This is a genomic window from Nocardioides insulae DSM 17944 (assembly GCF_000422825.1).
Lineage (GTDB): Bacteria > Actinomycetota > Actinomycetes > Propionibacteriales > Nocardioidaceae > Nocardioides > Nocardioides insulae.
Genome location: NZ_KE383929.1, coordinates 90007 through 116058 on the forward strand (window position 1 = coordinate 90007; position 26052 = coordinate 116058).

Here is a 26052-nt window from a genome sequence, read left to right on the forward strand (position 1 = left end):
AGAGCACACCGACAACGCACAGCCTCCCCGACCTCGCCCGCGATGGCGGCCGCGTGCGCCGGAGTCGTTAGCCTGTCGCGGTGCGACTCACCGGCCCCATCGAGATCATCGGCACCGGCCTGCTCGGTACCTCGGTGGGCCTGGCCTGCCGACGCGCGGGGTTCGAGGTGCTGCTCACCGACGTCGCAGCCGAGCACGTGCGGACGGCCTCCGGGCTGGGTGCGGGGAGGCCGCGGCGGCCGGAGGACGACCCTCAGCTGGTGGTCGTGTGCGTGCCACCGGCGCTGCTGGGTGATGTGATCGCCAACGCCCTGGCCGCCTCGGACGCGGTGGTCACGGACGTGGGCAGTGTGAAGTCCGCCCCCCTCGCGGCTCTCGGGGAGGACGTGGCCACGGGCCGCTACGTGGGCGGGCATCCGATGGCGGGCAGCGAGCGCTCCGGACCGCTGGCGGCGAGCGCGAGCCTGTTCGACGGGCGCCCCTGGGCGGTCACTCCGGGCGCTTTCGCCCGACCCGAGGCGATCGAGTTGGTCGAGGAGCTCGCGGTGCTGTGCGGCGGCGTACCGGTGCGGATGACGCCGGAGGAGCACGATTCCGCGGTCGCCCGGATCTCGCACGTGCCGCACCTGATGGCGGCGCTGATGGCGGCACGCCTGGCGCACGCCCCGACCGATCACCTGGCCCTGTCCGGCCAGGGCGTCCGCGACGTCACCCGCGTGGCGGCGGGGGATCCGGCGCTGTACGGCCAGATAGTGGCCGGCAACGCGCCCGCCGTCGTGGCGCTGCTGGGCGAGGTGCGCGAGCAGCTCGACGTGCTCATCGAGGCGGTCGGCTCGGCGGACCGCTCCCGGCTCGAGGAGCTGCTGGGGGAGGGGGTCGAGGGCACCCGCGCGATCCCGGCCAAGCACGGCGGGCCGATCACCCCGATGCGCTCGGTCTTCGTCTCGGTGCCGGATCACCCCGGCGAGCTGGCTCGGCTCTTCGCCGACGCCGGCGAGAGCGGCGTCAATGTCGAGGACGTCCGCATCGACCACGACCCCGGTCGCCCGGTCGGTCTGGTCGAGTTGGTCGTCGCGGCGGACTCGGCCGATCACCTCCTCACGTCTCTGGAGTCTCGGGAGTGGGTCACCCACCGGTAGGCTGCCGGTCCGTGAGTACCGGGATCGTCGTAGCCGTTGATGGGACCTCCGGGTCCGGTAAGTCCAGCACCTCGCGCGGTGCCGCCGAGCGGCTGGGGTTGCGCTACCTCGACACCGGCGCCATGTTCCGGGCGATGACCTGGTGGATGCTGCGGCACGCGATCGACGTCCACGACGCCGGTGCGGTCGCCGCACACGTCGACCTGCCCGTCCTGGTCTCCGGCACCTCGCCCGCGCAGCCCACCATCGCCCTCGACGAGGTCGACGTCAGCGCCGAGATCCGCTCGGACGCGGTGAACGCCGCCGTGTCCCCGGTCAGCGCCGTCCCCGCCGTGCGCGCCCGGCTCCTGGCGATGCAGCGGGCCATCATCGAAGAGGCCCTGGCCGGTCCCGGCATCGTCGTCGAGGGACGCGACATCGGCTCGGTGGTCTGGCCGCAGGCCCCCGTCAAGCTCTACCTCACCGCGGACGCCGGCGCCCGGGCCTCCCGCCGCGCCGCCGAGACCGGCAGCACGGACGACGCCGCGGTCGAGCGCACCCGCGAGTCCCTCCAGGCCCGCGACGTCATCGACTCCGAGCGGGTCACGGCGCCGCTGACCCGTGCCGAGGGCGCGGTCCACCTCGACACCACGCCGTACACCCTTGCCGAGGTGATCGACCTCGTCGTCGACCTCGTCGAAGGGGCCAAGGCCCAGGCGTGAACTCCGGTGTGACCGGGAGCCTGCCGCGGATCGATGAGGTCGCCGCACCGCCGCCCGGGCTGATCGAGAGCCCGCTCCGGCCGCTGGCCCGACGCCTCCTTCAGCGGTGGTACGACGTCCACCTCACCGGTGCCGAACACGTCCCCGCGACGGGGCCGGCCATCGTGGCCGGCAACCACATCGGACTGATCGACGGACCCCTGCTCGCCCTCGTCGGCCCGCGGCCGATCCATGCGCTGACCAAGCACGAGATGTTCCAGGGCCGCCTGGGCGGCCTGCTCCGGGCCACCGGGCAGATCAAGGTCGACCGGCTCCATCCCGACCCGGCCGCGGTGAAGGCCGCGCTGCGCCTGCTCGCCGAGGGTCGGGTGGTCGGGCTGTTCCCGGAGGGCACCCGCGGGGCCGGGGAGTTCGACACCTTCCGCGGCGGGGCCGCGTACCTCGCCCTGGTGAGCGGGGCGCCCGTCGTACCGGTGGTGGTCTTCGGCACCCGCCTGACCGGCGCGTCCAGCGGCTCGCTGCCGCCCCGCGGCACCCGGATCGACGTGGTCTTCGGCGAGCCCGCCACCGTGCCGCGGCAGGCGTGGCCACGGACACGGGAACAAGTAGCTACCGTGTCGCGGTTGTTGCAAGGGACACTGGTGGCCCATCTCGACCACGCTCGGCGCCTCACCGGGCGGAGCCTGCCCGGCCCGTTGCCCTCCACCGTCCCGCCCGATCAGCACGAACACGCGCACGAAACCGACCAGGGAGCATGATGACCGAGCACGAGCCCACTCTCGACCAGGACGCCGGCAGCGCCGGGGTCGCGGCCGAGATCGACGAGGCGACCGAGCTGACCGGCCCGCTGCCGGTGCTGGCCGTCGTCGGCCGCCCCAACGTCGGCAAGTCCACCTTGGTCAACCGCATCATCGGCCGCCGCGAGGCGGTCGTCGAGGACGTCCCCGGCGTCACCCGTGACCGCGTCTCCTACGACGCGGACTGGAACGGTCGCGCCTTCACGGTCGTCGACACGGGCGGCTGGGACCCCGATGCGCGTGGCATGGCGGAGCGGATCTCGGCGCAGGCCGAGATGGCCGTCTCCCTGGCCGACGCGGTCCTGTTCGTCGTCGACGCTCTCGTCGGCATCACCGATGCCGACGCGGAGGTCGTCAAGGTGCTGCGCCGCTCGGGCAAGCCGGTCATCCTGGCGGCCAACAAGGTCGACGACCTGCGCACTGAGACCGAGGCGTACGCGTTGTGGAACCTCGGACTCGGCGAGCCGTTCCCCGTCTCCGGCCTCCACGGCCGCGGCTCCGGTGACCTCCTCGACGCCGTCCTCGACGTGCTGCCGGAGCCGCCGCCGCTGGCCGAGCCCGTCGAGAAGGGGCCGCGCCGGATCGCGATCGTCGGCAAGCCCAACGTCGGCAAGTCCTCGCTGCTCAACAAGTTGGCGGGCGAGGAGCGGGTGGTGGTCGACAACGCGTCCGGCACCACCGTGGACCCCGTCGACGAGCTGATCGACCTCGGCGGCAAGACCTGGCGGTTCATCGACACCGCCGGCATCCGCAAGCGGGTCAAGACCGCTTCGGGCCACGAGTACTACGCGTCGCTGCGCACCACCACCGCGATCGAGCGGGCCGAGGTGTGTGTGCTGGTGCTCGACGGCGGCGAGAGCATCTCCGAGCAGGACATGCGGATCATCCAGACCATCCGCGACTCGGGCCGCGCCATGGTGCTGGCCTTCAACAAGTGGGACCTGGTCGACGAGGAGCGGCGGCATTTCCTGGAGCGGGAGATCGAGCGCGACCTCGTGCAGGTGCAGTGGGCGCCGCGGATCAACGTGACCGCTCGTACCGGGTGGCACATCGACCGGCTGGTACCGGCCCTCGAACGAGCCCTGAAGGGCTGGGAGACCCGCGTGGGCACCGGCGCGCTCAACACCTTCCTGGGTCGGTTGGTCGCCGAGCACCCGCACCCCGTGCGTGGTGGCAAGCAACCGAAGATCCTGTTCATCACCCAGGCCACCACGGCCCCGCCGACGTTCATCCTGTTCACCTCGGGCAAGCTCGACACGGCGTACGAACGCTTCATCGAGCGTCGGCTGCGCGAGGAGTTCGGCTTCGCCGGCACCCCGATCGTGCTGCAGCAGCGGGTCCGGGAGAGGCGCAGCCGCCGCTGACCCGGCGCCGTCGAGTGGCCGGCAGGTAGGTTCGGGAGCATGCCGCGAAGCATCGCCACCACGACCACCATCGGCCTCGACGAGCTCCTGGACTTCGTACGCCGGCGTCACCGGCTCGTGCTGCTCACCAGCCGCGCCGACGGCGGGCCGCAGCTCTCGCCGGTCACCGGTGGCGTCGACGACGTCGGCAGGATCGTCGTCTCGACCTACCCGGACCGGGCCAAGGCGCGTAACGCCGAGCGGCGTCCGCAGGTCTCGGTGCTGGTGCTCTCCGAGGAGTTCAACGACGCGTGGGTCCAGGTCGACGGCGAGGCGGAGGTGCTGCACATGCCCGACGCCCTGGACGGCCTGGTCGACTACTACCGCAGCATCTCGGGCGAGCACCCGGACTGGGACGAGTACCGCGAGGCGATGCGTCTCCAAGGCAAGTCCCTGATCCGGATCACCCCGACCCGCTGGGGCCCGATCGCCACCGGGGGCTTTCCCGCGGACGTCGCCGCCCGCCTCGACGCCCGCTGAGGCCATCCCCCGACGTACCGGGGGACCCGATTGGTGGGTCCGCCGAACGCTGCGGTAGTGTTCAGCACGCTTCGCCGCACAGCGGTGAGGTGTTCGGGCTGTAGCGCAGCTTGGTAGCGCACTTGACTGGGGGTCAAGGGGTCGCAGGTTCAAATCCTGTCAGCCCGACCGTGTGATGTCTCAGGACATCGGAATAGCCGGACCTACGAAGTTGTAGGTCCGGCTATTGCTTTGTGGTGCCTGGTGGTCCTCCGGTGGGTTCGGTAGTCGAGGGTGAGTTCGCGAGGATCTCACCGGAGCGGTCAGTCGCCCGGCATGGACGTGTCCGTCGGCTCGCCGTCGACGTACACCTCCGCGGGACGCCAGAAGCAGAGGTGGTCCTTGACGCGGAGGGCGTCGTGCAGGGGCTCGGGATAGAACCATGCGACATCGGGGGCTCCGTCCGCGCTCAGATAGGACGCGACCCCCTTGTAGGCACAGACCGTGTGTTGGTCCGAGGGCCTCAACAGAGCCATCCGGACGTCCTCGCGGGGTAGGTACCACCGAACCGGCAGCGAGGACTCGGCCAGCATCATCGGGCGGCTGGACTCGGCGAGCGTGCGGCCCTCGAGTTCGACGCGCACGTGCCGGTCGCTGCGCAGCACGTCGATCCGCTTGAATGGGTCGTGCGGGTGGGCCAGCACGCGTTCATCCTCCTCGAACCACTCGAACGGCTCCCACCGCAGGACGACGCGGCCTCCGAGGGCGGGCTCGTCCGGCCGGAAGGCCACCTCGCCATGGCCCTCGAGATGCAGCGAGCGGCCAGGCACGGTGTGCCACTCGTTGCGGCGGGGAGCGAGGATCGATGTGCCCAGCTCGGGGACCGGGGCCGGATCGTGCTCACGGAGATCGAGGTCGAGGTCACCGGGCGGTACGGCGTACCAGGGCACGACCCGCCTGGGCTCGTAGACCAGGAGCGCGTCGCGGGTGTCGACCACCGGCCGACCGCCCAGCAGCGCCCGGATCCGCTTCGGCGTCGCGGCGTACCGGAGTTCGGCGAGGTCCCGGAGCCACTGCTGCTGCAGATCGATGGCCATCATCGGAGTTTGCGCGGGCGCGGCGTGTGAGGCAAGCGCGACAGCCAACTCGGTGCCGGTCCGACCAGTCACGCGGCCGGGTGTCCAGGTCCCTCGCGAGACCCATCTCGGCACGGTCAAGGTCACGGCGACCCACCACAGCGCCACCCACGTCGAAACCGGACAGTGAGACCAACCGGCCTCCGGCTCACCCCGGTGGACCCACGGAGATGAATACGGCGGGGCCGGGTTCGGGGCCCCGATTGTCGTTGCGTGACTGGTCCGAGCCGGCCGCGCCAGCCTTCAACGAGACACGGTAGGCACCGTCCCGGTGTCGGCGATGAGCGCGCCCAGTTCGCACCAGGCTGCGGCGAGCGACCACGGCTCGGGCGGGGCCGGTCCGGACGCGGACGACGTCGAGCGGACGTTCCAACCCAGCGTCGGGTCTGCCGAGGAGTTTCGTCGAGCAACTGGAGCGTTGGAGTGCGCCGTTCCTCATGGCTGCCGAGACCCTGGGGGAGCGGCGGTCGCCCGCGCGGCAGCAGGTCCTCGACGTGGTCACCGCTGCGGGCGCCCAAGCCGAGCACCCCGGTCGCGGAGGGCCAGCGTGGTGTCGGTCTCGCCTGAACAAGGCCACCGCGGGCTCGACGGCCTCCGTCCCACGTGGCAGCGGCTCGCCGTCCTGGCCGCGGTGGAGCGCCTCGGGCTGTTCGCGAGTGCCAGGCGGTGCACCGCCACCTCGGCGAGTCGGGGGGCGGGTCGCGTTGTCGACGGTCTATCGCAGCCTTCATGCGCTCGCTGAGCATGGAACCGTGGACACCGTTCGGGGTCACGACGGAGAAGTGCTCTACAGCAAGTGCGTCGACGTGTCCCACCATCACCTGGTGTGCCGGCGCTGCGGGGACGCGGTCGAGATTCCGAATGGTCCGGTGCTTCTCGCCCCGGACCGACTGGTCCGCGACGCCGGGTATGCAGAGACCAAGGTGGGACTCGAGGTCTTCGGTCTCTGCCGCACCTGTGCCGCCCTGCCCCGCGGTCCGAGCTGAGCTCCGCCCGATGCATGGCCCGACGAGGGGTTTCGCGGGAGGGGCGACGGCAGACATCCAGCGGTCTAGCGGGGATGGAGGCCCGGCTGTCCCTTGGCGGTGAGCATGGCAATCCATTGGTCGCTGAACTCTTGAGCCACGAGGTCCACGGAGTCCTCGTGGGCGTTGGGAAACCAGGTGTAGACGGAGTTGCTCGCGCCGTAGAAGAAGTACGCGGCGAGGTCCGGACGCAGGTGCGCGGAGATTCGATCGGACTGCTGGGCCGTGGTGAGGAGATCAATGAGATAGCTGGTCATCAGTGCCCGCTGCGCTCGGGCGATGCGGTATCGCGGTTCTGAGAGTTGGCGCCAGCTGGTGTAGTAGACCGCCACCGCGACCCTGTTCGCGGCGTTGTAGGTGGTGTACGTCCGAGCGAAATCTCGGAGCTGCAGGAGGGGATCGTTATGGCGCGCTTCAGCCGCATTTGCGATATCGATGACCTCTTCGTTGATCTTGGAGATCAAGTAGAAGAGCAGATCCTCCTTGGCTGTCAGGTAGTGGTACAGGCTGCCTTTGAGGATTCCGCTAGCTGCCGCAATGTCTGCCACCGAGGCTGCGTCGTAGCCCTTCTGCGAGAAGACCGTGACGGCCGCGGAGCAGATCAGATCCAGCCGTGAAACAGAGGTCGGGGTCTTGGGCTGAGACTTGAAGGCCTCCGACGAGTAGCGGATGTTCTCCATCACCCTGCCGAGTCTAGACCGTTGCCAAACGGCCGTTTGGTAGATACGGTCCGGCGATGTGTGACTCAGCTCACCGGTCTGTGAGGGCTGTGTCGCTTCCCTAGACCGACCACAGCCGCGACCGACAACGAAGGGCAGGCCCGATGTCTGACAGTCCTCGATTCTCCGTGACCGACCTCGTCGATCGTCATGCCTTCGACCGGGCGCGACGAGACCGGACTGCGTTCCGATTCGAGGGCACGTCGCTGACCTTCGGTCAACTGCACGAGAGCTACCGGTGCGTAGCGACGGGATTGAGGAACCAAGGTATTCGTCGTGGTGACCGCGTTGCCCTCTACCTGCGCAACGGTCTGGAATGGATTGAGAGCCTCTTCGCTATCACCGCTCTCGGCGCCATCGCTGTACCTGTCAACGTGCTCCTGACCGGTCGAGACGTCAGCCGCATCCTGAGCATCGTCCAGCCGACGGCGCTCATCGCGGACAGCGACACCTTGGAGGCCCTAGGCGACATCGAGGGCGTACCGGACATCACCGTGGTCGTCGGGGACCGTCCGGCCCAAGGTGGTGTGTCCTTCGACGAACTTCGACAGACCGAGGCCGAGGTGCCAGGAGTGGAGGGCAGTCCCGAGGACCCGGCGATGATCTACTTCACCTCGGGTACTACGGGGGTTCCCAAGGGTGCCGTTCACACGCACCACACCCTTTGCTGGAACACGCTGCACCAGATTCGCGACTTGGAGGTTTCCAGCGACGAGAGGTTCCTTGTGGTGCCGTCGCTGACATGGGGGGCGGGACTGCACGACGTCACCCTGGCCCTGACCTGGGAAGGCGGATGCAACGTCATCCTGCCGACTGGTGGCAGCACCCTTGAACGCATCGTCGACACCGTGTGCACCGAGCGGATCACCCGGACACTCCTGGTGCCGACCCTGCTCAAGGAATTGATCCTCCGCGAGGACCTCCTCGAGCGGCTCCGCACCAGTTGCCTACGGCGCGTCATGAGTGGCGCTGAGCCACTCGACCTGGCCCTCCTGGAGAGGCTCTCCGAGGCTCTTCCCGACATCGCGATCACACAGACCTACGGGATGACCGAGTTCCCGATGATCGCCACGGTCACCACCGCTGAGGATGCCAGGAAGCACCCGGGCAAGGCGGGACGAGCCAGCTCGATCATCACCCTGGGTGTCTGCACCCCCGACGGAGAGATCCGCGATCGCGGCGCCGGTGAGATCGTCTTCAGGTCACCGGCCACCACCATCGGCTACTACGAGGCCGCCGAGCAGACCGCCGAAGCATTCCGGGACGGCTGGTTCCACAGTGGCGACCTCGGAGAGATCGACGAGGACGGCTACCTCACCGTGACCGGCCGACTCAAGGACATGATCGTCTCGGGCGGACTCAATGTGTACCCGCGCGAGATCGAATCGGTCCTCGCCGAGATCCCAGGCGTGGCCGAAGTCGCGGTCATCGGAAAGCCCGACAAGCGCTGGGGCGAAGTGCCCGTCGCCGTCGTCACCCGACGCCAAGGATCAGCCCTCACCGATACGGAAGTCCTCGACTTCTGCCGCCGCGAGTTCTCGGGATTCCGGCGTCCTCGAACAGCCGTCGTTCGAGATGAGCCACTTCCCAGAACGGTCACCGGCAAGATCCGCAAACTCGACATCGAAGTCTGACACCCAAGGAGCGATGTGAGCACCACGACGAAGGACCAAGTCTCCGACCGCACAGCCGCCCGCCGCGCAGCCCTGGCCAGCCTGGTGGGCAGCACCGTGGAGTGGTACGACTACTTCATCTTTGGCACGGCCTCGGCGTTGGTCTTCGGGGAACTCTTTTTCCCCAACGCCAGCCCGCTGGCGGGCACATTGGCAGCCTTCGCCTCGTTCGGGGTTGGCTTCCTGGCCCGCCCCCTGGGCGGAATCGTCTTCGGGGTCCTCGGTGACCGCATCGGCCGAAAGTCGATGCTTGTCGCAACCCTGCTGATCATGGGCATCAGCACGACCCTGATCGGGTTGCTGCCCACAGCCGCGCATGTCGGGATCCTCGCCCCGGTTCTGCTGGTTCTGCTCCGCCTGGCACAAGGGTTCGGAGTCGGTGGCGAGTGGGGCGGCGCGGCGCTCATCGCCGTGGAGCACGCGCCCGACCACAAGCGAGGGCGCTACGGCTCCGTCGCGCAGATGGGGGTCGGCCTCGGTGTGGTCCTCTCCTCGGCCGCGTTCGCGGCAATCCAATTCCTCACCACCGATGAGCAGTTCAAGGCGTGGGGCTGGCGCATCCCCTTCGTGGTCGGGTTCGTGCTGGTGTTCGTCGGTTTCTGGATCCGGCGAGGTCTCACCGAGAGCCCGGAGTTTCAACGCCTGAAGGAATCGGGGGAGGCGGCGAACTCACCTCTGGCAGAGACCCTGACCCACAACCGGGCAGGAGTGTGGTCCGCCCTCGGCATGCGCATCTCGGAGAACGTGTTCGGCTATGTGGTTCTGACCTTCTCCATCGCCTACGTCGTCGAGAACAACCTCGCGACCGCCGAGAACATCACCGGAGGGATCGCCCTAGCCGGACTGTTCGGGTGCCTGACCTACTACCTGGCTGCGTGGGCATCAGACCGAGTCGGCCGACGGCCGGTCTATCTGGCCGGAGGCACCTTCGCCGTCCTGTACGCCTACCCCTTCTTCTGGCTGCTCGACACCGAGAGCGTCCCGCTGACCATCCTCGCCCTCGGACTGGGCTGGGGAGTCGCCTCCGGGGTTCAGTTCGGAGTGCAACCGGCGTACTTCCCCGAGCTGTTCGGAGCGAATGTGCGCTACACCGGCATGTCGATCGGATACCAGGTGGGATCCGTCCTCGGCGGCGGATTCGCGCCGTTCATCGCCACAGCCCTCCTGGCCGTGGGTGGAGGCAGTCCGCGGTGGGTCATCGCCTACCTGATCGGATGCGGGCTGCTCTCCCTCTTCACGGCGTACCTTGCTCGTGACCCCTATCGGGACAGCTTGAGAATGAACGCTCCCAACACCACCGATGGTGTCCGTACGCCTCAACTGAATTGAGCGTTCGCACGTGAAGCCTAAGGTTCCCTTGGTAGGCGGTGCGGAGTCATCGGCTCCATGATCGACCACATAGCGGTGCCACTCAGGGACCGCCCTCGGTCTGGTTGACACTCTGACATGCCCCACAGCCGAGTTTCCACTCGGGGTGATGAGTCTTGCAACCGAACTCGGGGCAGTCCCGTCGATGCAGGGCGCTCGATGCTGGGACGCTGCTTCAGCTTCGTCGTAGAATCTCAGCCTTCTTGGCCGCAAACTCCTCTTCCGTCAAAACCGCGCGTCCTTGAGCTCGCCGAATTGTCGAGTTGATTGACGTGTCGACAACGTTCGAAAATGAGGCCGATCCGACGGGTCGCTTGGTCTCGTTTTCAAGCGTCGTCGACGAATTGACGGGTGACTTGTATTTGGCTCGTTGATCGCGCCCCGAGCAGTCGCTGTCAGCGCGGCTGGTTCACTTTGCGTGAGCTTGGGCGCTTGGGAGATGGTTTCTGGCTTGGGCACGACCGTTCCAGCCACCGTCTGCGGATGCATTGTGTGCTCAGCAGCGCCTTCGATTCGTCCTTCTTGGCGAACCGCGTTGGTTGCGTCATGGCGCTGCGCATCGATACGGATCGACCGCTGGTCGAGTGCAAGTCGCGCCTCAACGCTCGCTTGGGTAATGATCCATTGCGCGGCGGGGCCGTCTTGGATGTCGTCCATCGTGAAGCCGGTGCCGTCCTGAAGAGGCACGGACCACTGTGAAGACAGCTCGCGGCTTCTGGCTCGCCGACTGCCGTACATCCACATCGACGATGCTCGCGACGAAGACCCGCTGCCACTTCGTACGCATTGCGCCCTTGCTGCAATACGAATACATAGGGTCGAGGCGGTATCGGCCGGTGGTGACCTTGACAAGGTTCTTGCCAATCGCCGACCGCAACGTTGCTTCGGCGAGATCGTGATCGTTCGAGGTGAGGCTTGAGGCAACCGCGGACAGCGCTCCTCGGCGTCGCTGTTCGGAGACCCTCCCTGGCGCCAATGGCGACTTCGAGTGATCCTCGAGTGGAATCGGGTGAACGTGCTCTATCCACTTCTAGCCATCCCGATAGTGCATCTCATTGGCGATGCGATCCACAAGGCGGGTCGGGGCAGGTCAGACCCAGGCGATGTCCGAGAACTCGGACAGCGGGTTCGGCGAGGCAGCAACCTCCACCGCCCGAGCCGGCTGGGTGTCGGCGTCGCGCAGTGCTTGGGGGAACCGCACCTGCGTTCTCGCCTCCAGGTCTGCGAGGGAGACTTGGAAGACTCTGAACTCGTCCAGATCGAGAGCCTCCAGCTGACTGAGGTTCTGCGTGAGGAGGAATGCACTGGCCCGGAGGGCGCCGTCCTTGACGAAGGCGATCACCTTCCAGAACTCGTGCGGCACTGCGACACCACGGAAGACCCGGTCGTCGGCTCCGAACACGGGACCACCCAACACACTCACCCGCAGGTCGTCCACCTCGACGTCCTCGAACACCGCGTCCTCGAGCCTGCCCCACAGCCCGTCGCGGCTGCTCTGGTTGAAGTCGTCCATCTGCGGGGTGATGTTGGTGAAGAAGAACGAGTCCCGGTTCGCCTGCTCGGCTTCGTCCATCGGGCCCCACAACAGGTCGGCCCTCCGGGCGATGTGACCGCGGTCGAGACGATTGTTGCTGTAGAGCTCGTCACCGATCTGGACATCGGCCGGCAGCCTCCTGTCCTTGACGAAGGGGATTCCGCTCCTGTCGATCCGCTTCATCGACGCTCCGTCGATGTTCCACGCCACCCAGTGGGCGAACTTCCGCTGCCGGCTCAGGCTCAACGAGAAGTGTGTGTAGTCGATGCGTGGCGAGCCGTCCAGGAGGACCGCGTCGTGCGAGGCCGCGGGGTCGAGGTCCGGTGCGGGGAACTCCACGCTGAGGAAGGCAGGGTCGAATCCCAGCCCTCCGGCCGGCGGCTTGGTCAGTGTCACCCCGAGCTTGCTGAAGATCGACCGCGGTAGGCACGCGAGTGCGTGCTCGTCGAGTTCGCCGGTGCTCTCGCCGGCGAAGTGGATCCCGGCCAGGACCCGGGTGGGGGCGCCGTCGCTCGACGTGAACACCCAGGCGGCGCCGGAGTCGCCGCCGCGGCTGACCTCGCCGTCGCCGGGCGGTTGGGCCGGGTCGACGCCGATCTCGAAGCAGCCGATCTCCACCAGGCCCGCGGGCGGGTCGTAGTCGAGTTTCACGAGCGTGTCGATGCGTCTGACCACACCATGCGTGACGCCGGTGGTCCGGCCGCTCTTGACGACCTTGTCCCCGAGCTCCGGCTCCCCGAGCTCGGCGGGTGCGACGTCGATCCCCAGGATCGAGGGGTCCACCCCACGCCCCTCGACCTCCGCGACCGCGCCGTCCCCGGCCGCACCGAGATGGGACCGGAGCAGCGGGCCCAGCCGGTTCGCGGTGATCCGGTTGTCGTCGTGCGGACCGGGTTGCACGACCACGTCCCCGGGAAGCCCCTGGTTGCCGTGGAGTACGTGCCAGTTGCTGAGTACGCAGGGCCGCCCGGATTCGACGTCGTACACGATGACGCCGACGGTGCCGGCCGTGATCGTCGGATGGCCGACGCTGACTCCCGGACGGACCGGATCGACCCGTACTTTGCGTTCGTCGGCCTCGGCCTCGGCAACCAGCCGATAGCCGGGCCGGTAGGTCCGCTCGAGGACGTCGGTCGGAACGTCGATCCCCGCGACCTCGATGGTCTCCGGGATCGCCGCCGTGCCGAGAACGCCGAGAACCTCCGGCTCCACCTTGGACCCGACGGTGAACTGGATGCACAGCTCGTCGGTCTGCTCGCCGCCCCGGATCTTGTAGCCGATCCCGATCGAGGACACATTCGGATCCCGCAGGTAGGCCGATCCCCTGGTGCGGATGAACTCACGAAGCGCGACGGTGAGGTCGTCGGCGCCTCCCGACGCATCGCTTTGACCAACCACGGAGACCTCCCAGCAAGCACTTCACACCAGGCGATGATTCGACGATCCTCCGAAACCCATGGCCGAGCAAGGCCTATCGGAGGAGTTGGGCGACCAGATGGGGGACGGGGTACCCGGTTGTGCGTACCTGCGCGGCGCCTCGACCCGGCGGGACGCGGCACCCGCCAGCATGAATGTGATGGCAACGATGTGCGAGGTGGCGGATTGGTCCACGAGCGCGACGCGACCGGTATCTGGCGGCGCGGTCCGGCCTCCCTCTTCATAGAGGGGCCTCGTACGAGACCCGCAGCAGGGGGCGAGGATGAGGTGCGCGATGGCGTTGGCCGCGTGCGCGGCGGTTCTGGTGCTGGCGGCCTGCGCGCCGGAGGACGACGCAGGGTCACCCGGGTCGGAGTCGGAGGTGGCCGGCCAGGGCGCTGCCGGCATCGGCGAGGTCGGCGGTGTGGACGGACCGGACGCGCCGGTCTCCGCCGATGCCCAGGGGTCGGCCGACCTGCCCACGCTGCCGATCGGCGGCTCCGTGAGCATCGACGCCGTGGACACCCCGGCGTGTGTCGTCCTGGCCTGGAGCGGTGAGCCCCTGCCCGGCGGGGCGGTAGCGCGGATCACCGCGCTCGCGCCCCCCGCAGCGGTCGCCGTCGCCGCGGACAGGATCTGCGACGGACGGCCCTGCCTGGGCGGTGACAGCTTCCGGGCCGGCGAGGACACCTGCACCGTGGCCCTCAGCTGGGACGGCACCGGGTCGAACGGCGGGGAGGGGCTCCCGCTGGGGGCCAGCGGGCTGGTGGTCTGCGAGCGCCAGCAGCTGTGTGACCAGGTCGCAAGCGCCGCCGAGGCCCAGGGAGGTACGGCGAACATCCAACTGTCGCTTCCGACCGGGTCGGAGGAGTCGACCGACACACCGACCTCGGAGGGGCCCTCCGAGTGGACCGACGCACCGACCTCGGAGGGGCCCTCCGAGTGGACCGACGCACCGGAGTCGCAGGATCCGCCGGAACCGCAGGACTCCACCGAGCCGCTGACCGACCCCGAAGCAGGGGGCTGACTCCCGGTCCGGTCCGCCCGGTCCGGCGCCTAGGCAGAGACACCCGTGGGCGAGAGCGCCCCTCGAGATTGGAGACAAGGAAATGAGATATCGACCGATCGACGATGACCCACAGGATCCCAGACTGGGCCGCTTCATCCCGGACGACTGGGCACACCTCGACAACTATCCGTTGACGGCGCTCGCGCCCGAGGAGCGCCCGGAACGGGTCCCGGTGGTCCTGGGCGTCAACTGGTACAAGGAGTTCGATGAGCCCGAGCTCGACCCTGAAACGGGTGACTTCTGGGTCGCCCGGGGTGGCGCGGCCTCGCTGTCGCGGATCCGCGGCGGCCACTGCGTCTGTCTCGAGCCGGGTGGTGAGCCCGACCCCGAGGCGCGATGGGAGTTCTACGACCAGGGCAGCGAGGGGGCGTGTGTGGGGTTCGGCTGGTCACGCTGCATGTCGCTCCTCAATCAGGGAAGTCTGTACGCCGCCCGATGGCTCTGGGATCGCTCGAAGGAGAAGGACCAGTGGCCGGAGACCAACCCGGGCGACAACGAGGGCACCTCGGTGCGCGCGGCGGGCGACGTGCTGCGAGCAGCCGGGCACGTGGCCTGGGAGGCCGACTTCGCCGATGACGACCACACCGAACGGCTCCGCTACTCGGCCGCACTCGACGCCGGCATCCACCGGTTCCGGTGGGCGACCTCGGTCGACGACGTACACCAGGTGCTGGGGAACGAACGAGCCGACGAGCTCGGCGCCGTTCCGTTCCTCAACTCCTGGGGCCGCGACTACCCGCACCGTACCTGGATGCCCGACGACGTCCTCGCGCGGCTGATGGCAGAGGACGGTGAGGTCGCCGTACCCACGGACAGGTAGCCGCCGACATCCCCCGGGCGCGATCGCCCGAGGCCGAATGCGAGCGTGGTTGTCCCACGGTCCGGCGGCCGGACAGTTCAGTGGGACACGACGGCGGGGTCGGCCGCGCCGTGGGTCAGGGCGCGGGTCTGGCGCAGCACCAGGCCGAGCACGCCGGTGATCGCGAACAGGGCTACCGCGAACCCGGCCACGGCGGCCCAGCCGCCCGAGGTCCAGGCATGGCCGGCGAAGGTGCCGAAGACCGAAGAACCCGCGTAGTAGGTGAACAGGTAGAGGGAGGCGGCCTGACCGGTAGCGACCCCGCCCGCATGGGCACGGGTGGGGACCCAACCGCTTGCGACCCCGTGGACGACGAAGAACCCGATGAGCATGAGCGCCACCCCGGCGACCACGGTCGGGAGCCAGGCGGGCACCGTCAGCACCACCCCTAACACCGCCACGGCCGCACCGACGGGCAGGACCGCGCGGCGGCCGTACCGGTCGGCGAGGCGGCCGGCGTACGCCGAGCTGAACGAGCCGAGCGGGTAGACCAGGAAGAGCAAGCTGGTCGCGCCGACCCCGAGGCCGAACGGCGCCTCCTCGAGCCGGAATCCGACGGTGTTGAACACGCCGACCAGTGCACCCATCGCGCACCCGCCGACCGCATACAGCATCAGCAGCGCGGGGTCGGCCAGCGCCCGCCGGGTGGAGGTGAGCAGCATCCGGACGCCGGCGGGGACGGGGCGGAAGCCGCGCGAGGCGGGCAGAAGGACTCGTACGGCGATCGCGCAGCCGACCGCGAGGACGGCGACCGCGGCCAGTGCCCACCGCCAGCCGGAAAGGTCCGCGACCCAGCCGGTGAGCAGCCGCCCGGTCATGCCCCCGATGGCGGTGCCCCCGACGTAGAGGCCGGCGGCCCGGCCGTGGGTGGACGCGTGCAGTTCCTCACGGAGATATGCGGTGGCGACCGCGGGGAGCCCGGCGAGGGCGACTCCGGCCAGCAGGCGGAGCGCCAGCAGGGTGCCCCAGGTGGGGGCGGCGGCGGAGGCGAGAGCGACCAGGGCCGAGCAGGTCAGCGAGAAGTGGATCAGCCGGGTCCGGCCCACCACGTCCGAGAACGGACCGGTCACCAGCAGCGCGACCGCCAGGCCGAGGGTGCTCAGCGAGACCGTCCAGGTCGTGGCCGAGGTGGAGACGTCGAAGGCCCGAGCGAGGTCGGGCAGGATCGCCTGGGTGCTGTAGAGCAGGGCGAAGGTGGAGAGCCCGGCGAAGAACAGGGCCAGCACGATGCGACGGTGGCCGGGTGTGCCGGGCAAATAGCCCTCCTCGGTGCGCGCTGAGGGAAGTGCGGGGGAGTCGTGGCCGGCTGGCTCGGGCATGCGGAGGACTCTGCCTTCGTCGCGGGGATGCGTCCAATGATGTCAACGCAGAAGCTTCATACGAAATCCGCATCAGGCCGTAGGGTCGGTGCATGCAGTTTCGCGATCTCGGATGGCTGGTGACCCTGGCCGACGTCGGTCACATGACGGATGCGGCCGCCGTGCTGCGCACCAGCCAACCCACCCTGTCGCGGGCGCTCGCCCGGGTCGAGGCGGAGCTGGATGCTCGGCTGTTCGAGCGCGTACCGAGCGGACTGCACACCACCCCGGCCGGCAGGAAGGCGGTGGAGGCGGCCCGGGATCTGACCGCCCGCTACCAGCGGCTCCGGCGCGACCTCGCCGCGGACGTCGATCCCGATGGTGGGGTGGTCCGACTGGCCTTCCTCGACTCGATCGCCACCTCGCTGGTCCCCCGCGTACTGGGTGCGGTCCATGTCGCAGCGCCGGGGCTTCGCGTGGAACTGGCCCAGGAGCCCGGGCACGAGATCCTGGCCGATCTCGATCGGGGCGAGGCGGACCTCGCGATCCTCTCGCCCGAGCCGGAAGGCGGGTACGGCTGGTTGGGCCTGCAGGAGGAGAGATTGGCTCTGGTGGTCCCACCCCGGCACCGCCTGGCCGGTCGGGACCGGGTCGCCCTGTCCGAGCTCGAGGGCGAGGAGATGGTCACGGCGCCGGAGGGGTTCGGCTATCGCAGGCTGGTGGACGGCCTGCTCCGGGAGACCGGCGTGAGCACGGTCGTCTCCTTCCAGAGTCAGGATCTCGCGACCATCGAGGGCCTGGTCGCTGCCGGCCTCGGCGTGGCGATCCTCCCGGAGACCTTCGCCGGGGCGAGTGGCAGCACCGGCGTGCGGATCACCACGCCCGGCGCCCGCCGTACGATCGGACTGGCCTGGCGCACCGACCGCGACCTGTCCCCGCCGGTGCTCCGCTTCCGTGACCTTGTCCGCGAGCGGTTCTGAGCCCGGTACGCCGCCAGGGGTCGCGCGCCCGGCCGCAGACGGTTGGGTCAGGCCGCGTCGACGTTCGAATGCGGAGTCGTGGACTCGACCGTCCGGGAGGACCGACTCGACCGTCCGGGAGGACCGACTCGACCGTCCGGGAGGACCGACTCGACCGTGTCAGCACACGGCGGGACAGGGCTCGATGGCAGGGCGGGCACGAGGTCACCCTCATGCCCGCCCCGATCTCTCACGTGCCCGCGCCCTTCACCCGGTGACTGCGGGTGCCCGCTGCACCGAGATGGACGGGTACGGTCGAGGCGCGTGCTAGTCAGCGGTCGACCGGCGTGCCGTTGGGGGTGAAGGCGGGCTGCAGGTTGCGCAGTTGGGTGCGGCTCACCTCCTCGGCCGGACCGCCGTAGACCGCGTTGTAGAGGAGGTTGAACGACGAGCGCGGGAGTGAGCGGAACGTGATCTCGCTGCCGTAGGTCACGACCTTGCCCTTCCCCACGTCGAAGGAGAGCACGTTGGCCTCGCCGGCGATGTGCTCCTCACCCTTGAGGTAGCCGCTCGCGAGGACATCCGTCTCCGGGTAGTTCGACACGATGTCAGCCTTGTTGTTCGTCGGTCTCCAGGCCTGGGTGTTGTAGAGCCAGACCGGCCACTCCTCCGGCATGCCCCAGGCGACCATGTCGGTGTTGTCGAACTCCTGGTTCAGCAGGCTTCCGCCGGTGGCGAACTCGTCACGACCGGGCAGTGCCGGCTCGATCGGCAGGTCGAGCAGTTCCTGTGCCGTGGCGACCGACGAACCGATCGCGAGCAGCGTGCCTCCCTTCTTGACGAACTTCCGCAGCTTGCCCCAGCCCTCCTCGCCCACGCCGTAGGCCCAGGCGAACTCCTCGTCGTACCGTGCGGGGTCGAGCCCGTCCACGATCCGCGTCTTGGTGATGCCCTGCGGGAGCACGATCGTGTCGTAGACGTCGTTGAGCTTGCCGGACTGGTAGTCCTGCGCGCTGACGACCTCGTAGTCGATGCCGTACTGGTCCATCACCCACATGTCCCAGCCACCCGGCATGTTGTTCGCACCGCGCAGCAGCCCGACCCGCGTCCGTGGCTTCAGCTGGATGCCCTCGACCCGCGGCGCGGCCGCGGTCGCCGTCACCGGGACCCCGACCTTCTTGGTCGCCGTCGTGAGGACCGAACGTGCCTGCGGTGTCGCCGGGATGACGTAGGTGCCCGGGGGGTACGACGTCCCGCCGTCGGCGAACTCCTTGCTTGCACGGAACGTGGTGATGTTGGACTTCTGAAGCGCAGCGACGACCTGGATCGTGCCGTACGACTCGGGACGCACCAAGTAGGCCCCGGATGCCCCAGGCGCCGCGGGCATGGTGACGGCGGGGACCGCCACGGAATCGACCCTCTCGACCTGTGCCTGGACCGGTTCCTTCACCGCATCGACATCGACGCCCAACTGGATCGGCAGGCTCGTGGTCGCCTCGGCGTAGGGGAGTTCATCGACCGGGTACTCGTCGCTGCCGAGCACCTGATCCACCCAGTTGCCGCGCGGCTGGTGGGTCTGGAGCAGGTACGAGCCGGCGGGGTACTCCTTGCCGCCGGCGGTGAACGGTGCCGTCGCCCGATCGATCTCGACCTCGGTCCGCTGGAGTGTCTCGAGCATCTCGTACGTCGCGTACGGATCGCGCTGCTCGGCGTCGACGACGTACGCCTGAACACCCGAGGCGACCCCGTCGTTCATGTACTTCGCCGGGGTGGCGTACAAGTTGTCGTACAGGAGGTTCTCACCGTTCTGCGCGACGTATTCCATTCCTGCGTACGCGGCGCTCTCCCCGTAGGCGACCTGGTCCGCGAGCGTCCAGGTGTCGCTGTCGTAGGGCTGGGGCATGTTCTGGTCGGGGAGCTGCGGGCCGAGGTTCGACCCATCGCTCGACTTCTGCGGGTAGGCCAGGTCGGTGACCGACGCGATCTCACTGAGGTACGCCGCGGTACCGGTGAACGGGAAGAAGCCCATCGGCTGCTCGAGGGTCCAGTAGATGTCGTAGCCCACGTCGTTGCCCACCCCGGTCTTGCCCTCCGCGGTGAGTGCGCGTTGCGCGTGCTGGCCGATGGCAGCAGTCGACGCGTTCGAGTTCGGCGGGACGTTCGGGCTGGTGACACCGCCGTACGGCGGGACGAAGATGCGCTGGCGGGTGGCCCCCTGGCCATGCATGATGTGGGTGACCACCGGCCGGTACTTGTTCTCGAGGGCGACCCGGTACTTCGCCTCGACCTGGGTGAACATCGTCCAGTCGCGGTTGTCGTCGTGCCCCGTGTACTTGTGGTAGAGGTCGGGGTAGACGCGTGCGAGGTTGGTGCCTGCGGTCCGGTTGAAGTGGTCGATCACGAGGTGCTGGCCGTCGGGGTTCTGCGACGGCACCAGCATGATCACAGCGTTGTTCAGCACTTCATCGGTGAAGTCGGAGTCCTCGGTGGCGAGCCGGTGGACGATGTTGTTGATCGCCTGACCGTTGCTGATCTCGGTCGAGTGGACCGTGGCCTCGAGGTGATAGAGCGGGACGCTGTCCGCGGCGAGTTCCCTGGCCTGCTCCGGCGTGGTGTTCCGCGGGTCGGAGAGGCGCTGATTGGCCTCCACGATCTCGTCGAGGCGGTCGAGGTTCTCCGGTGAACTGATGAAGACCGTGGCGTACTCGTTGCCCATCGTCGTCTCGCCGACGGTCTCATAGGAGACCCTGTCGGACTCCTCCGCGAGCAGTTTCATGTAGTCGAGCACGTCGGGGTAGGCGGCGAGCTTTCCCTCCGTGCCCATGTCGAACCCGAAGAAGTCTCCGGGCGTGGGGATGCCCTTCGCAGCTGGTGCTGCGGCGGCCTCGTCCCCGGCTGTGGCAGGCGACCCGACCAGACTGGTCCCCCCGAGCAGGACCACGGTCGCCGCGATGGCGACCGTGGCCGATCGTCGATGTTGCATTCATGCCCCTTCCAGAGGTGCCCGCCACCTAGGGAGCGGCGGGCGTTGAGGGCACGCTAGTGAGCTGCGGCGCCCGAGGGACCAGAGGAATGTTCCGCATTGTGCGGACTCGCGAGCGCGGCGACGGCCCCGCCACCGGTGGCGAGTCGGGAACGGCTCTGCTAGGACTCGATCATGGGAGCAGTCCGGCCCGTTCGCATCGCGTCCGTGTCCGCCGGGGAGGTGGCCGCGGGGATCCTCGATGCCTCGGCGCGTGGGATCGCCGAACATCTGGCGGACCTGATCCGCGCGGGACGGCTGCCGAACGGCACCCGACTGCCGACCGTGCGTGCCCTGGCGGCGACACTCCACGTCGGTGCCACCACCGTGGCGACGGCGTGGGCAGTGTTGCACCGGGACCGGCTGATCCGCTCCGACGGGCGCAACGGCACCTTCGTCCGGGATCTGAGCCCCGTGCTCGATCGCTCGGCTGGTGCGTTGCTCGATCTGACGGGTTTCGAGCACCCGGCCGAGTTGGTGCCCGACCTATCCCCGTTCCTGACCCGTGCGGCCGACGAACTCGGTCGCGGTCACGTGGGCGGCGTCGAGGTCGATGACGTCCTGGGCAACCTGCTGCGAGAGACCTGGCCGTTCCTGCCGGGATCGACAGCGGTCACGTGGAGCTACGCCGAGACGTTGGCGCATCTGGCGGCCGGCACCGTCCGGGCCGGGGACCGGGTCGTGGTTGAGGAGGCCTGCTCTCCCGAGACCGCGGCAGTGCTGGCGCCGCTCCACGTCCAACTCATCCACGTAGCCTGTGACGCTGCCGGGATGCTGCCCGATGAGCTCGAACGGGCCCTCAGTTCGCGGCCGGCGATGGTCATCATCCAGCCCCGATACGCCGATCCATTGGCACACCGGATGACCGAGGCAAGGGCGCGGCAACTCGCGGTCGTGCTGGCGAAGACCGACGTGCTGGTGGTCGAGCAGGATTGCGCCACCGCGCTCGCCACCTCGGAGGGCGTCTCAGTCGGCCGGCACCTGCCTGATCGGACCGTCCTTGTCCGGGACCTGCGTCGGGCGTACGGCCCCAGGGTCCGGGTCGCCCTGGTCGGCGGTGCCTCGCCCGTGGTGGAACGGATCCGTCACCGGCAAGAACTGCTGGGCAGCTTCCTGGCGCCGATCGCACAACGCGCGGTGGCCAGCATGCTGATCGACCCCGTCGTGTCCGATCTGGTGGCCGCGTCCCGATGGCGGTTCGCGCGACGCTGGCACGTGCTCGCGCGCTCCGTTCGCGCCCTCGGCCTCGAGGTCTCGGGCTCGGGCGGGCTCGCGTTGTGGGTCGGCGTACCGGCCGCGGAGCAGGTCGTGTCGCGACTCCACGAGGGTGGGGTCCTTGTGCGTCACGGATACGGATTGACGGAGCCGGACCGGGCCGATCGACACGTCTGGATCTCCGCCACGAGCCCGGCTCCTCATCACCGGCGCGTAGAGGCATTGCTGGGGGAGGCATTGTCGGACCGCGGTGCAGTCAGCTGCTGATACCTGCCGTTGGGGGTCCCCGGGGATGCGCGATGGTTGATTTCGGCCTCACGGACGCTCGACTGGTGCGCTGCGGACGGTCTGGGAGGTACGGCTCGACGCTCCGGGAGGCCCGCCCCAACGGTGGCGGAGGCGGTTGTGTCGGGACTCGGGATCTGGTTGATTGGGGGACAAGTGGTTCCACCAAGTGCCACGAGAGTTCTGATTCTCGAGCGGTGATTCGCGTGTCGAACCATATTTCCACCCTCACTCCCGTCAACTCCGGGCGGGCACAATCGCGTGCCGACCTCACCCGTCGGCTGATGGCCGACCTCCAGGGACTGGACCCCGAGGCCGCGGCGGAGGTCAAGGAGCGCATCGTCGAGGTCAACATGGACGTCGCTCGCACGCTCGCCCGGCGCTACTACGGTCATGGGGAGCGGTCCGAGGATCTGGACCAGACGGCCTACCTCGGTCTGACCAGGGCGGTGGGACGATTCGACCCCGGTCGGGGCAAGGACTTCCTGGCGTTCGCCGTACCCACGATCCTGGGGGAGCTGCGCCGGCACTTCCGGGACGCCTGCTGGATGGTGCGACCGCCGCGCCGGGTGCAGGAACTCCAGGGCCGGATGGTGCCGGCGATGGAGAGCTTCGCCCAGGAGCACGGCCGCAGCCCGGACCCCTGGGAACTGGCCGAACTCCTCGACGTCTCGCTGGAGGACATCGTGGAGTCGCTGACCGCGGACGGGTGCTTCACCCCGGCCTCGCTGGACAAGCCGGTCGAGCCCGACGCCTCCGCCACCCTCGGTGACCTCCTGGCGGGCCATGACCGCGGCTTCGATCGGGTCGAGATCCACGAGATGCTCAAGCAGCCGATCGGCGAACTGTCCGAGCGGGAGCACCGGATCATCGAGTTGCGGTTCTTCCGAGACTGGACCCAGACCCGCATCGCCGAGGAGATCGGGGTGACCCAGATGCAGATCTCCCGGATCCTGAGCCGGATCATCCAGCGGTTGCGCGCCGAGCTAGACGACACCCGCGCGGCGGCCTGAACGGCCAACGAGCCGGGGCCGCGGTCATAGACTCAGCGCGTGCCCGATCCGGAGGATCGACGAGCGCCGCAACCGGAGGTCCTGGAGGCGTCGCCTGGGTCTCGCTCGCGGATCTCGGGGTTCCTGTCCCGGTTCCTGCGCCGCCTGCTGAAGTGGGTGCCCGGCAGGTGGCGCACGCCGCTGGCGGGGGTGCTCGGGCTGATCGTGGGGGGTGTCGGCACGCTGGCGGTTCTGGCCGCGCTGGACCGGCGTCCGGACAGTGCCACCCCGGCACCGCTCCGGGTGGACGAACACTCCGTCGAACTCATCCTGACCCGGACGGCGAACCCACGACCCGGGCAGGGCGAGGAGGTCGTGCCGGTCGGCCTGCACCTCGACGGGGTCGTGCTGTTGTCCGGGTCCGTGCGCTCGACGGTGCTGTGGATCGACGCCCCCGGCGGTGGGCTGGAGGTGGTCACGGCCGGACTGCCGTTGACCGTCGACACGTCCTCCCGGCTGAGCCCGGTGAGCTTGAGCGTCGCCGTTCGAGACTGCGCGGCCGCACTCCGCTGGGAACCAGCGGACCGTCCGTTCACCATCGCCTGGCGCGACGAGTACGACGGGGAGCACGTCGACCGAGCCGGAGACTTCGACCAGTCGGTGGGGGAGGCCCTGGAGCGGTTCATCACGGCGTCGTGCCCGGCTGCCGAGGACGGGTGAGGCCAGGTGCGCTCGGGTGCGGTCGGGTGAGGTGATGCCGCCCGCAGGGAGGGCGTGCCGGCGGTCCGTGTCGCCGCAGCGCTCGACCGACCCGGCCGGCGAAATCACCGATCGGGACCCCACCCGCGCGGCGTGCTCCCCAAGGTCGTGGGATGTTCGGCATGATGAGGCTGGCCAGCACCGCCGAGGCTCGGGGGAGCCACTGAGGAGACGGACTGATGACAGCAGCCGTGGCCGAGGACGAGCCCGTGGCGGGCGAGCTCAGCCGTCGCCGGATCAACCTCATCTTCGGAGCGGTGATGCTGGGCATGCTGCTCGCCGCGCTCGACCAGACCATCGTCTCCACGGCCCTGCCCACGATCGTGGCCGACGTCGGGGGAGCCGAGCACCTCTCCTGGGTGATCTCCTCCTACCTGCTTGCCGAGACCGTGGCGGTCGTGCTGGCCGGCAAGTTCGGTGACATCTTCGGCCGCAAGCTCATGCTGCAGCTCTCGGCCGCTCTCTTCGTCACCGCCTCCGCCTTCTGTGGGCTGGCCGAGGACATGCTCTGGTTGATCAGCTGGCGTGCCGTCCAAGGCATCGGCGCCGGCGGGCTCACCGTCACCGCGACCGCGATCATCGGCGACGTCATCCCGCTGCGCGAGCGCGGCAAGTATCAGGGAGCCCTCGGCGCCGTCTTCGGAGTGACCACCGTCCTCGGCCCCCTGCTCGGTGGCCTGTTCACCGACCACCTCTCGTGGCGTTGGGCCTTCTACGTGAACCTGCCGCTGGGGATCATCGCGATCGCGGTGGCGGCCGTGACGATGCCGAAGATCGCCAAGAAGGTGCGCCCGCCGATGGACTACCTCGGCATCGGCTTCGTCGCGGTGGGCGTCTCGATGCTCACCCTCGCGGTCACCTGGGGTGGCACCCAGTACCCCTGGGGATCGGCCGAGATCATCGGGCTCTTCGTCGGGTCGGCGGTGTTCCTCGCGCTCTTCGTGTGGGCGGAGTCGCGGGCGGTCGACCCAATCCTCCCGCTCCGGCTCTTCCGCGGCCGGGTCTTCACCATCTGCGTCACCCTGTCCTTCATCGTCGGCTTCGCCATGTTGGGCGCGATGACCTTCCTGCCGACCTATATGCAGTACGTTCAGGGCATCTCGGCCACGGGGTCCGGCCTGCACACCCTGCCGATGGTGATCGGCCTCCTGATCACCTCGATGGGATCCGGCATCCTGGTCGGCCGCACCGGCCGGTACAAGATCTTCCCCATCGTCGGGTCGGCCGTGATGGCGCTGGGCCTGTTCCTGCTCTCGACGATGGACGCGGATACCAGCGACTGGCTGATGTCGCTGTATCTGATCATCCTCGGGCTCGGCATCGGCTGCTGCATGCAGACCCTCACCCTCGTCGTCCAGAACACCTCTGCCTTCGCCGACCTCGGCGTGGCCACCTCGGGAGTCACCTTCTTCCGCACCCTCGGCAGCTCCTTCGGCGCCTCGATCATGGGCACCGTGTACGCCAACCAACTCGGCGACAAGCTGCTGGCGGGGGTCCTCGAAGCGGGGATCGACCCGACCCAGGTGGACATCGACAGCGTGTCCCCGGACCTGATCGACTCGCTCCCGGCGGCTCAACGGGGTCCGATCGTGGACGCCTACGCCGACGCGCTGTCGACCGTCTTCCTGGCCGCGGTGCCGGTCGCCCTCCTGGCGCTGGTCCTCGCCCTCTTCCTCAAGGAGGTGCCGCTGCGGCAGAGCAACCGTCGAGGCGCCGCGGACGTCGGCGACGGGTTCGCCATGCCCGAGGACGCTGACAGTCAGATCGCCCTCCAGCGCGCCATCGCCCGGCTGGTGCAGGTCGATCCGCGCCAGACCCAGGCGCGGATCCGGGAGGCGTCGGGCACTCGCCTGGACGCGGCTTCGGCGTGGTGTGTGCGACAGATCATCGTGCGAGAGGATCTGAATCTCGAGACCAACCTGGGCCACGTGGCACGACGGTTCTGGATCCCCCGCGAGGTGCTCCAACCGGCCTTCGACGCGGCCATCGTCGAGGGTTATCTCACCGGCGACGCCGACGGGTACGCCGTCACCGAGGACGGGCGGGCGGAGCTGGCCAAGCTCGCCGAGGCCTTCCGCGCCTGGCTCGCGGACGAACTGGAGGACTGGGGGCCGGAGGACGACCAACTCGCCGGCGCTCTGAAACTGCTCTCCCAGCAGATGGTCGTGGACGGGCCCGCGCCCAAGGAACTCGTCTGAGTCGGACCGAAGCCCGGGCTTCGTCG

The 26052-nt window shown here is 68.9% G+C and carries 21 protein-coding genes and 1 tRNA gene; 16 read left to right on the top strand and 6 right to left on the bottom strand.

Annotation, left to right across the window (positions count from 1 at the left end; genetic code table 11):
• Positions 1-80: 80 nt before the first annotated feature.
• From G515_RS0115045 to G515_RS0115070, 6 genes are all read left to right on the top strand, one after another.
• Positions 81-1139 carry a prephenate dehydrogenase gene (locus G515_RS0115045; RefSeq protein ID WP_028660801.1) on the top strand — a complete coding sequence of 353 codons (1059 nt, stop codon included), beginning with the start codon at positions 81-83 and terminating at the stop codon, positions 1137-1139.
• A gap of 11 nt (positions 1140-1150) precedes the next feature.
• Complete coding sequence (gene cmk / locus G515_RS0115050; RefSeq protein ID WP_028660802.1) at positions 1151-1840, top strand: (d)CMP kinase; 690 nt, start codon at positions 1151-1153, stop codon at positions 1838-1840.
• Positions 1837-2598: a lysophospholipid acyltransferase family protein gene (locus G515_RS21735; RefSeq protein ID WP_245565427.1), complete on the top strand. Its 762-nt coding sequence runs from the start codon at positions 1837-1839 to the stop codon at positions 2596-2598. The genes cmk and G515_RS21735 overlap by 4 nt, the downstream gene beginning before the upstream one ends.
• Positions 2598-4001 (top strand): ribosome biogenesis GTPase Der, encoded by a 1404-nt coding sequence (der, locus tag G515_RS0115060; protein WP_028660803.1) that lies wholly within the window; start codon positions 2598-2600, stop codon positions 3999-4001. Before G515_RS21735 ends, der begins: the two co-directional genes overlap by 1 nt.
• A gap of 39 nt (positions 4002-4040) precedes the next feature.
• Positions 4041-4520 carry a PPOX class F420-dependent oxidoreductase gene (locus G515_RS0115065; RefSeq protein ID WP_028660804.1) on the top strand — a complete coding sequence of 160 codons (480 nt, stop codon included), beginning with the start codon at positions 4041-4043 and terminating at the stop codon, positions 4518-4520.
• Between the two features lie 94 nt (positions 4521-4614).
• A tRNA-Pro gene (locus tag G515_RS0115070) sits at positions 4615-4688 on the top strand.
• Between the two features lie 134 nt (positions 4689-4822).
• On the opposite strand, the gene G515_RS0115075 is transcribed toward G515_RS0115070, so the two are convergent.
• Entirely contained in the window at positions 4823-5596 is a 774-nt protein-coding gene (locus G515_RS0115075) for a DUF427 domain-containing protein (protein ID WP_028660805.1), read from the bottom strand.
• A gap of 476 nt (positions 5597-6072) precedes the next feature.
• On the opposite strand from G515_RS0115075, the gene G515_RS23955 reads away from it, so the two are divergent.
• Positions 6073-6621: a Fur family transcriptional regulator gene (locus G515_RS23955; RefSeq protein ID WP_084653633.1), complete on the top strand. Its 549-nt coding sequence runs from the start codon at positions 6073-6075 to the stop codon at positions 6619-6621.
• A 65-nt stretch (positions 6622-6686) separates the two neighbouring features.
• Here the strand turns inward: G515_RS23955 and G515_RS0115085 are convergent, their stop codons facing one another.
• Positions 6687-7340, bottom strand: a complete 654-nt coding sequence (locus G515_RS0115085) for a TetR-type transcription factor C-terminal domain-containing protein (RefSeq protein WP_036555871.1) — start codon at positions 7338-7340, stop codon at positions 6687-6689.
• Between the two features lie 167 nt (positions 7341-7507).
• Between G515_RS0115085 and G515_RS0115090 the strand changes: the two genes are divergently transcribed.
• Both G515_RS0115090 and G515_RS21740 read left to right on the top strand, forming a co-directional pair.
• On the top strand, positions 7508-9013 hold the full coding sequence (locus G515_RS0115090) for a class I adenylate-forming enzyme family protein (RefSeq protein WP_028660808.1): 1506 nt from the start codon (positions 7508-7510) through the stop codon (positions 9011-9013).
• Between the two features lie 15 nt (positions 9014-9028).
• Positions 9029-10381 (top strand): MFS transporter, encoded by a 1353-nt coding sequence (locus G515_RS21740; RefSeq protein WP_084653635.1) that lies wholly within the window; start codon positions 9029-9031, stop codon positions 10379-10381.
• Positions 10382-10645: 264 nt separating this feature from the next.
• On the opposite strand, the gene G515_RS23355 is transcribed toward G515_RS21740, so the two are convergent.
• The gene (locus G515_RS23355) at positions 10646-11107 is read right to left on the bottom strand and encodes a hypothetical protein (protein ID WP_157571136.1); all 462 of its coding nucleotides are present in this window, start codon (positions 11105-11107) and stop codon (positions 10646-10648) included.
• A 403-nt stretch (positions 11108-11510) separates the two neighbouring features.
• Positions 11511-13352 carry a DNA/RNA non-specific endonuclease gene (locus tag G515_RS23825; RefSeq protein WP_028660809.1) on the bottom strand — a complete coding sequence of 614 codons (1842 nt, stop codon included), beginning with the start codon at positions 13350-13352 and terminating at the stop codon, positions 11511-11513.
• A gap of 313 nt (positions 13353-13665) precedes the next feature.
• Here G515_RS23825 and G515_RS0115105 point away from each other — a divergent pair, with 313 nt between their 5' ends.
• Together G515_RS0115105 and G515_RS0115110 are read left to right on the top strand one after the other, a co-directional pair.
• On the top strand, positions 13666-14397 hold the full coding sequence (locus G515_RS0115105; protein WP_028660810.1) for a hypothetical protein: 732 nt from the start codon (positions 13666-13668) through the stop codon (positions 14395-14397).
• Between the two features lie 82 nt (positions 14398-14479).
• Positions 14480-15259: a hypothetical protein gene (locus G515_RS0115110; protein ID WP_028660811.1), complete on the top strand. Its 780-nt coding sequence runs from the start codon at positions 14480-14482 to the stop codon at positions 15257-15259.
• A 77-nt stretch (positions 15260-15336) separates the two neighbouring features.
• Here G515_RS0115110 and G515_RS21745 read toward each other — a convergent pair whose 3' ends face one another.
• Positions 15337-16617, bottom strand: a complete 1281-nt coding sequence (locus G515_RS21745) for an MFS transporter (protein ID WP_051218459.1) — start codon at positions 16615-16617, stop codon at positions 15337-15339.
• A gap of 92 nt (positions 16618-16709) precedes the next feature.
• On the opposite strand from G515_RS21745, the gene G515_RS0115120 reads away from it, so the two are divergent.
• The gene (locus G515_RS0115120; RefSeq protein ID WP_028660812.1) at positions 16710-17576 is read left to right on the top strand and encodes a LysR family transcriptional regulator; all 867 of its coding nucleotides are present in this window, start codon (positions 16710-16712) and stop codon (positions 17574-17576) included.
• 310 nt (positions 17577-17886) lie between these two features.
• On the opposite strand, the gene G515_RS0115125 is transcribed toward G515_RS0115120, so the two are convergent.
• Positions 17887-20538: a M14 family zinc carboxypeptidase gene (locus tag G515_RS0115125; RefSeq protein ID WP_028660813.1), complete on the bottom strand. Its 2652-nt coding sequence runs from the start codon at positions 20536-20538 to the stop codon at positions 17887-17889.
• Positions 20539-20745: 207 nt separating this feature from the next.
• On the opposite strand from G515_RS0115125, the gene G515_RS0115130 reads away from it, so the two are divergent.
• From G515_RS0115130 to G515_RS21750, 4 genes are all read left to right on the top strand, one after another.
• The gene (locus G515_RS0115130; protein WP_169570650.1) at positions 20746-22059 is read left to right on the top strand and encodes a GntR family transcriptional regulator; all 1314 of its coding nucleotides are present in this window, start codon (positions 20746-20748) and stop codon (positions 22057-22059) included.
• 224 nt (positions 22060-22283) lie between these two features.
• Positions 22284-23090, top strand: a complete 807-nt coding sequence (locus tag G515_RS0115135) for a SigB/SigF/SigG family RNA polymerase sigma factor (protein WP_028660815.1) — start codon at positions 22284-22286, stop codon at positions 23088-23090.
• A gap of 39 nt (positions 23091-23129) precedes the next feature.
• Positions 23130-23789 carry a hypothetical protein gene (locus tag G515_RS0115140; RefSeq protein ID WP_028660816.1) on the top strand — a complete coding sequence of 220 codons (660 nt, stop codon included), beginning with the start codon at positions 23130-23132 and terminating at the stop codon, positions 23787-23789.
• Positions 23790-24007: 218 nt separating this feature from the next.
• Complete coding sequence (locus G515_RS21750; protein ID WP_051218461.1) at positions 24008-26026, top strand: MDR family MFS transporter; 2019 nt, start codon at positions 24008-24010, stop codon at positions 26024-26026.
• Positions 26027-26052: the final 26 nt, after the last annotated feature.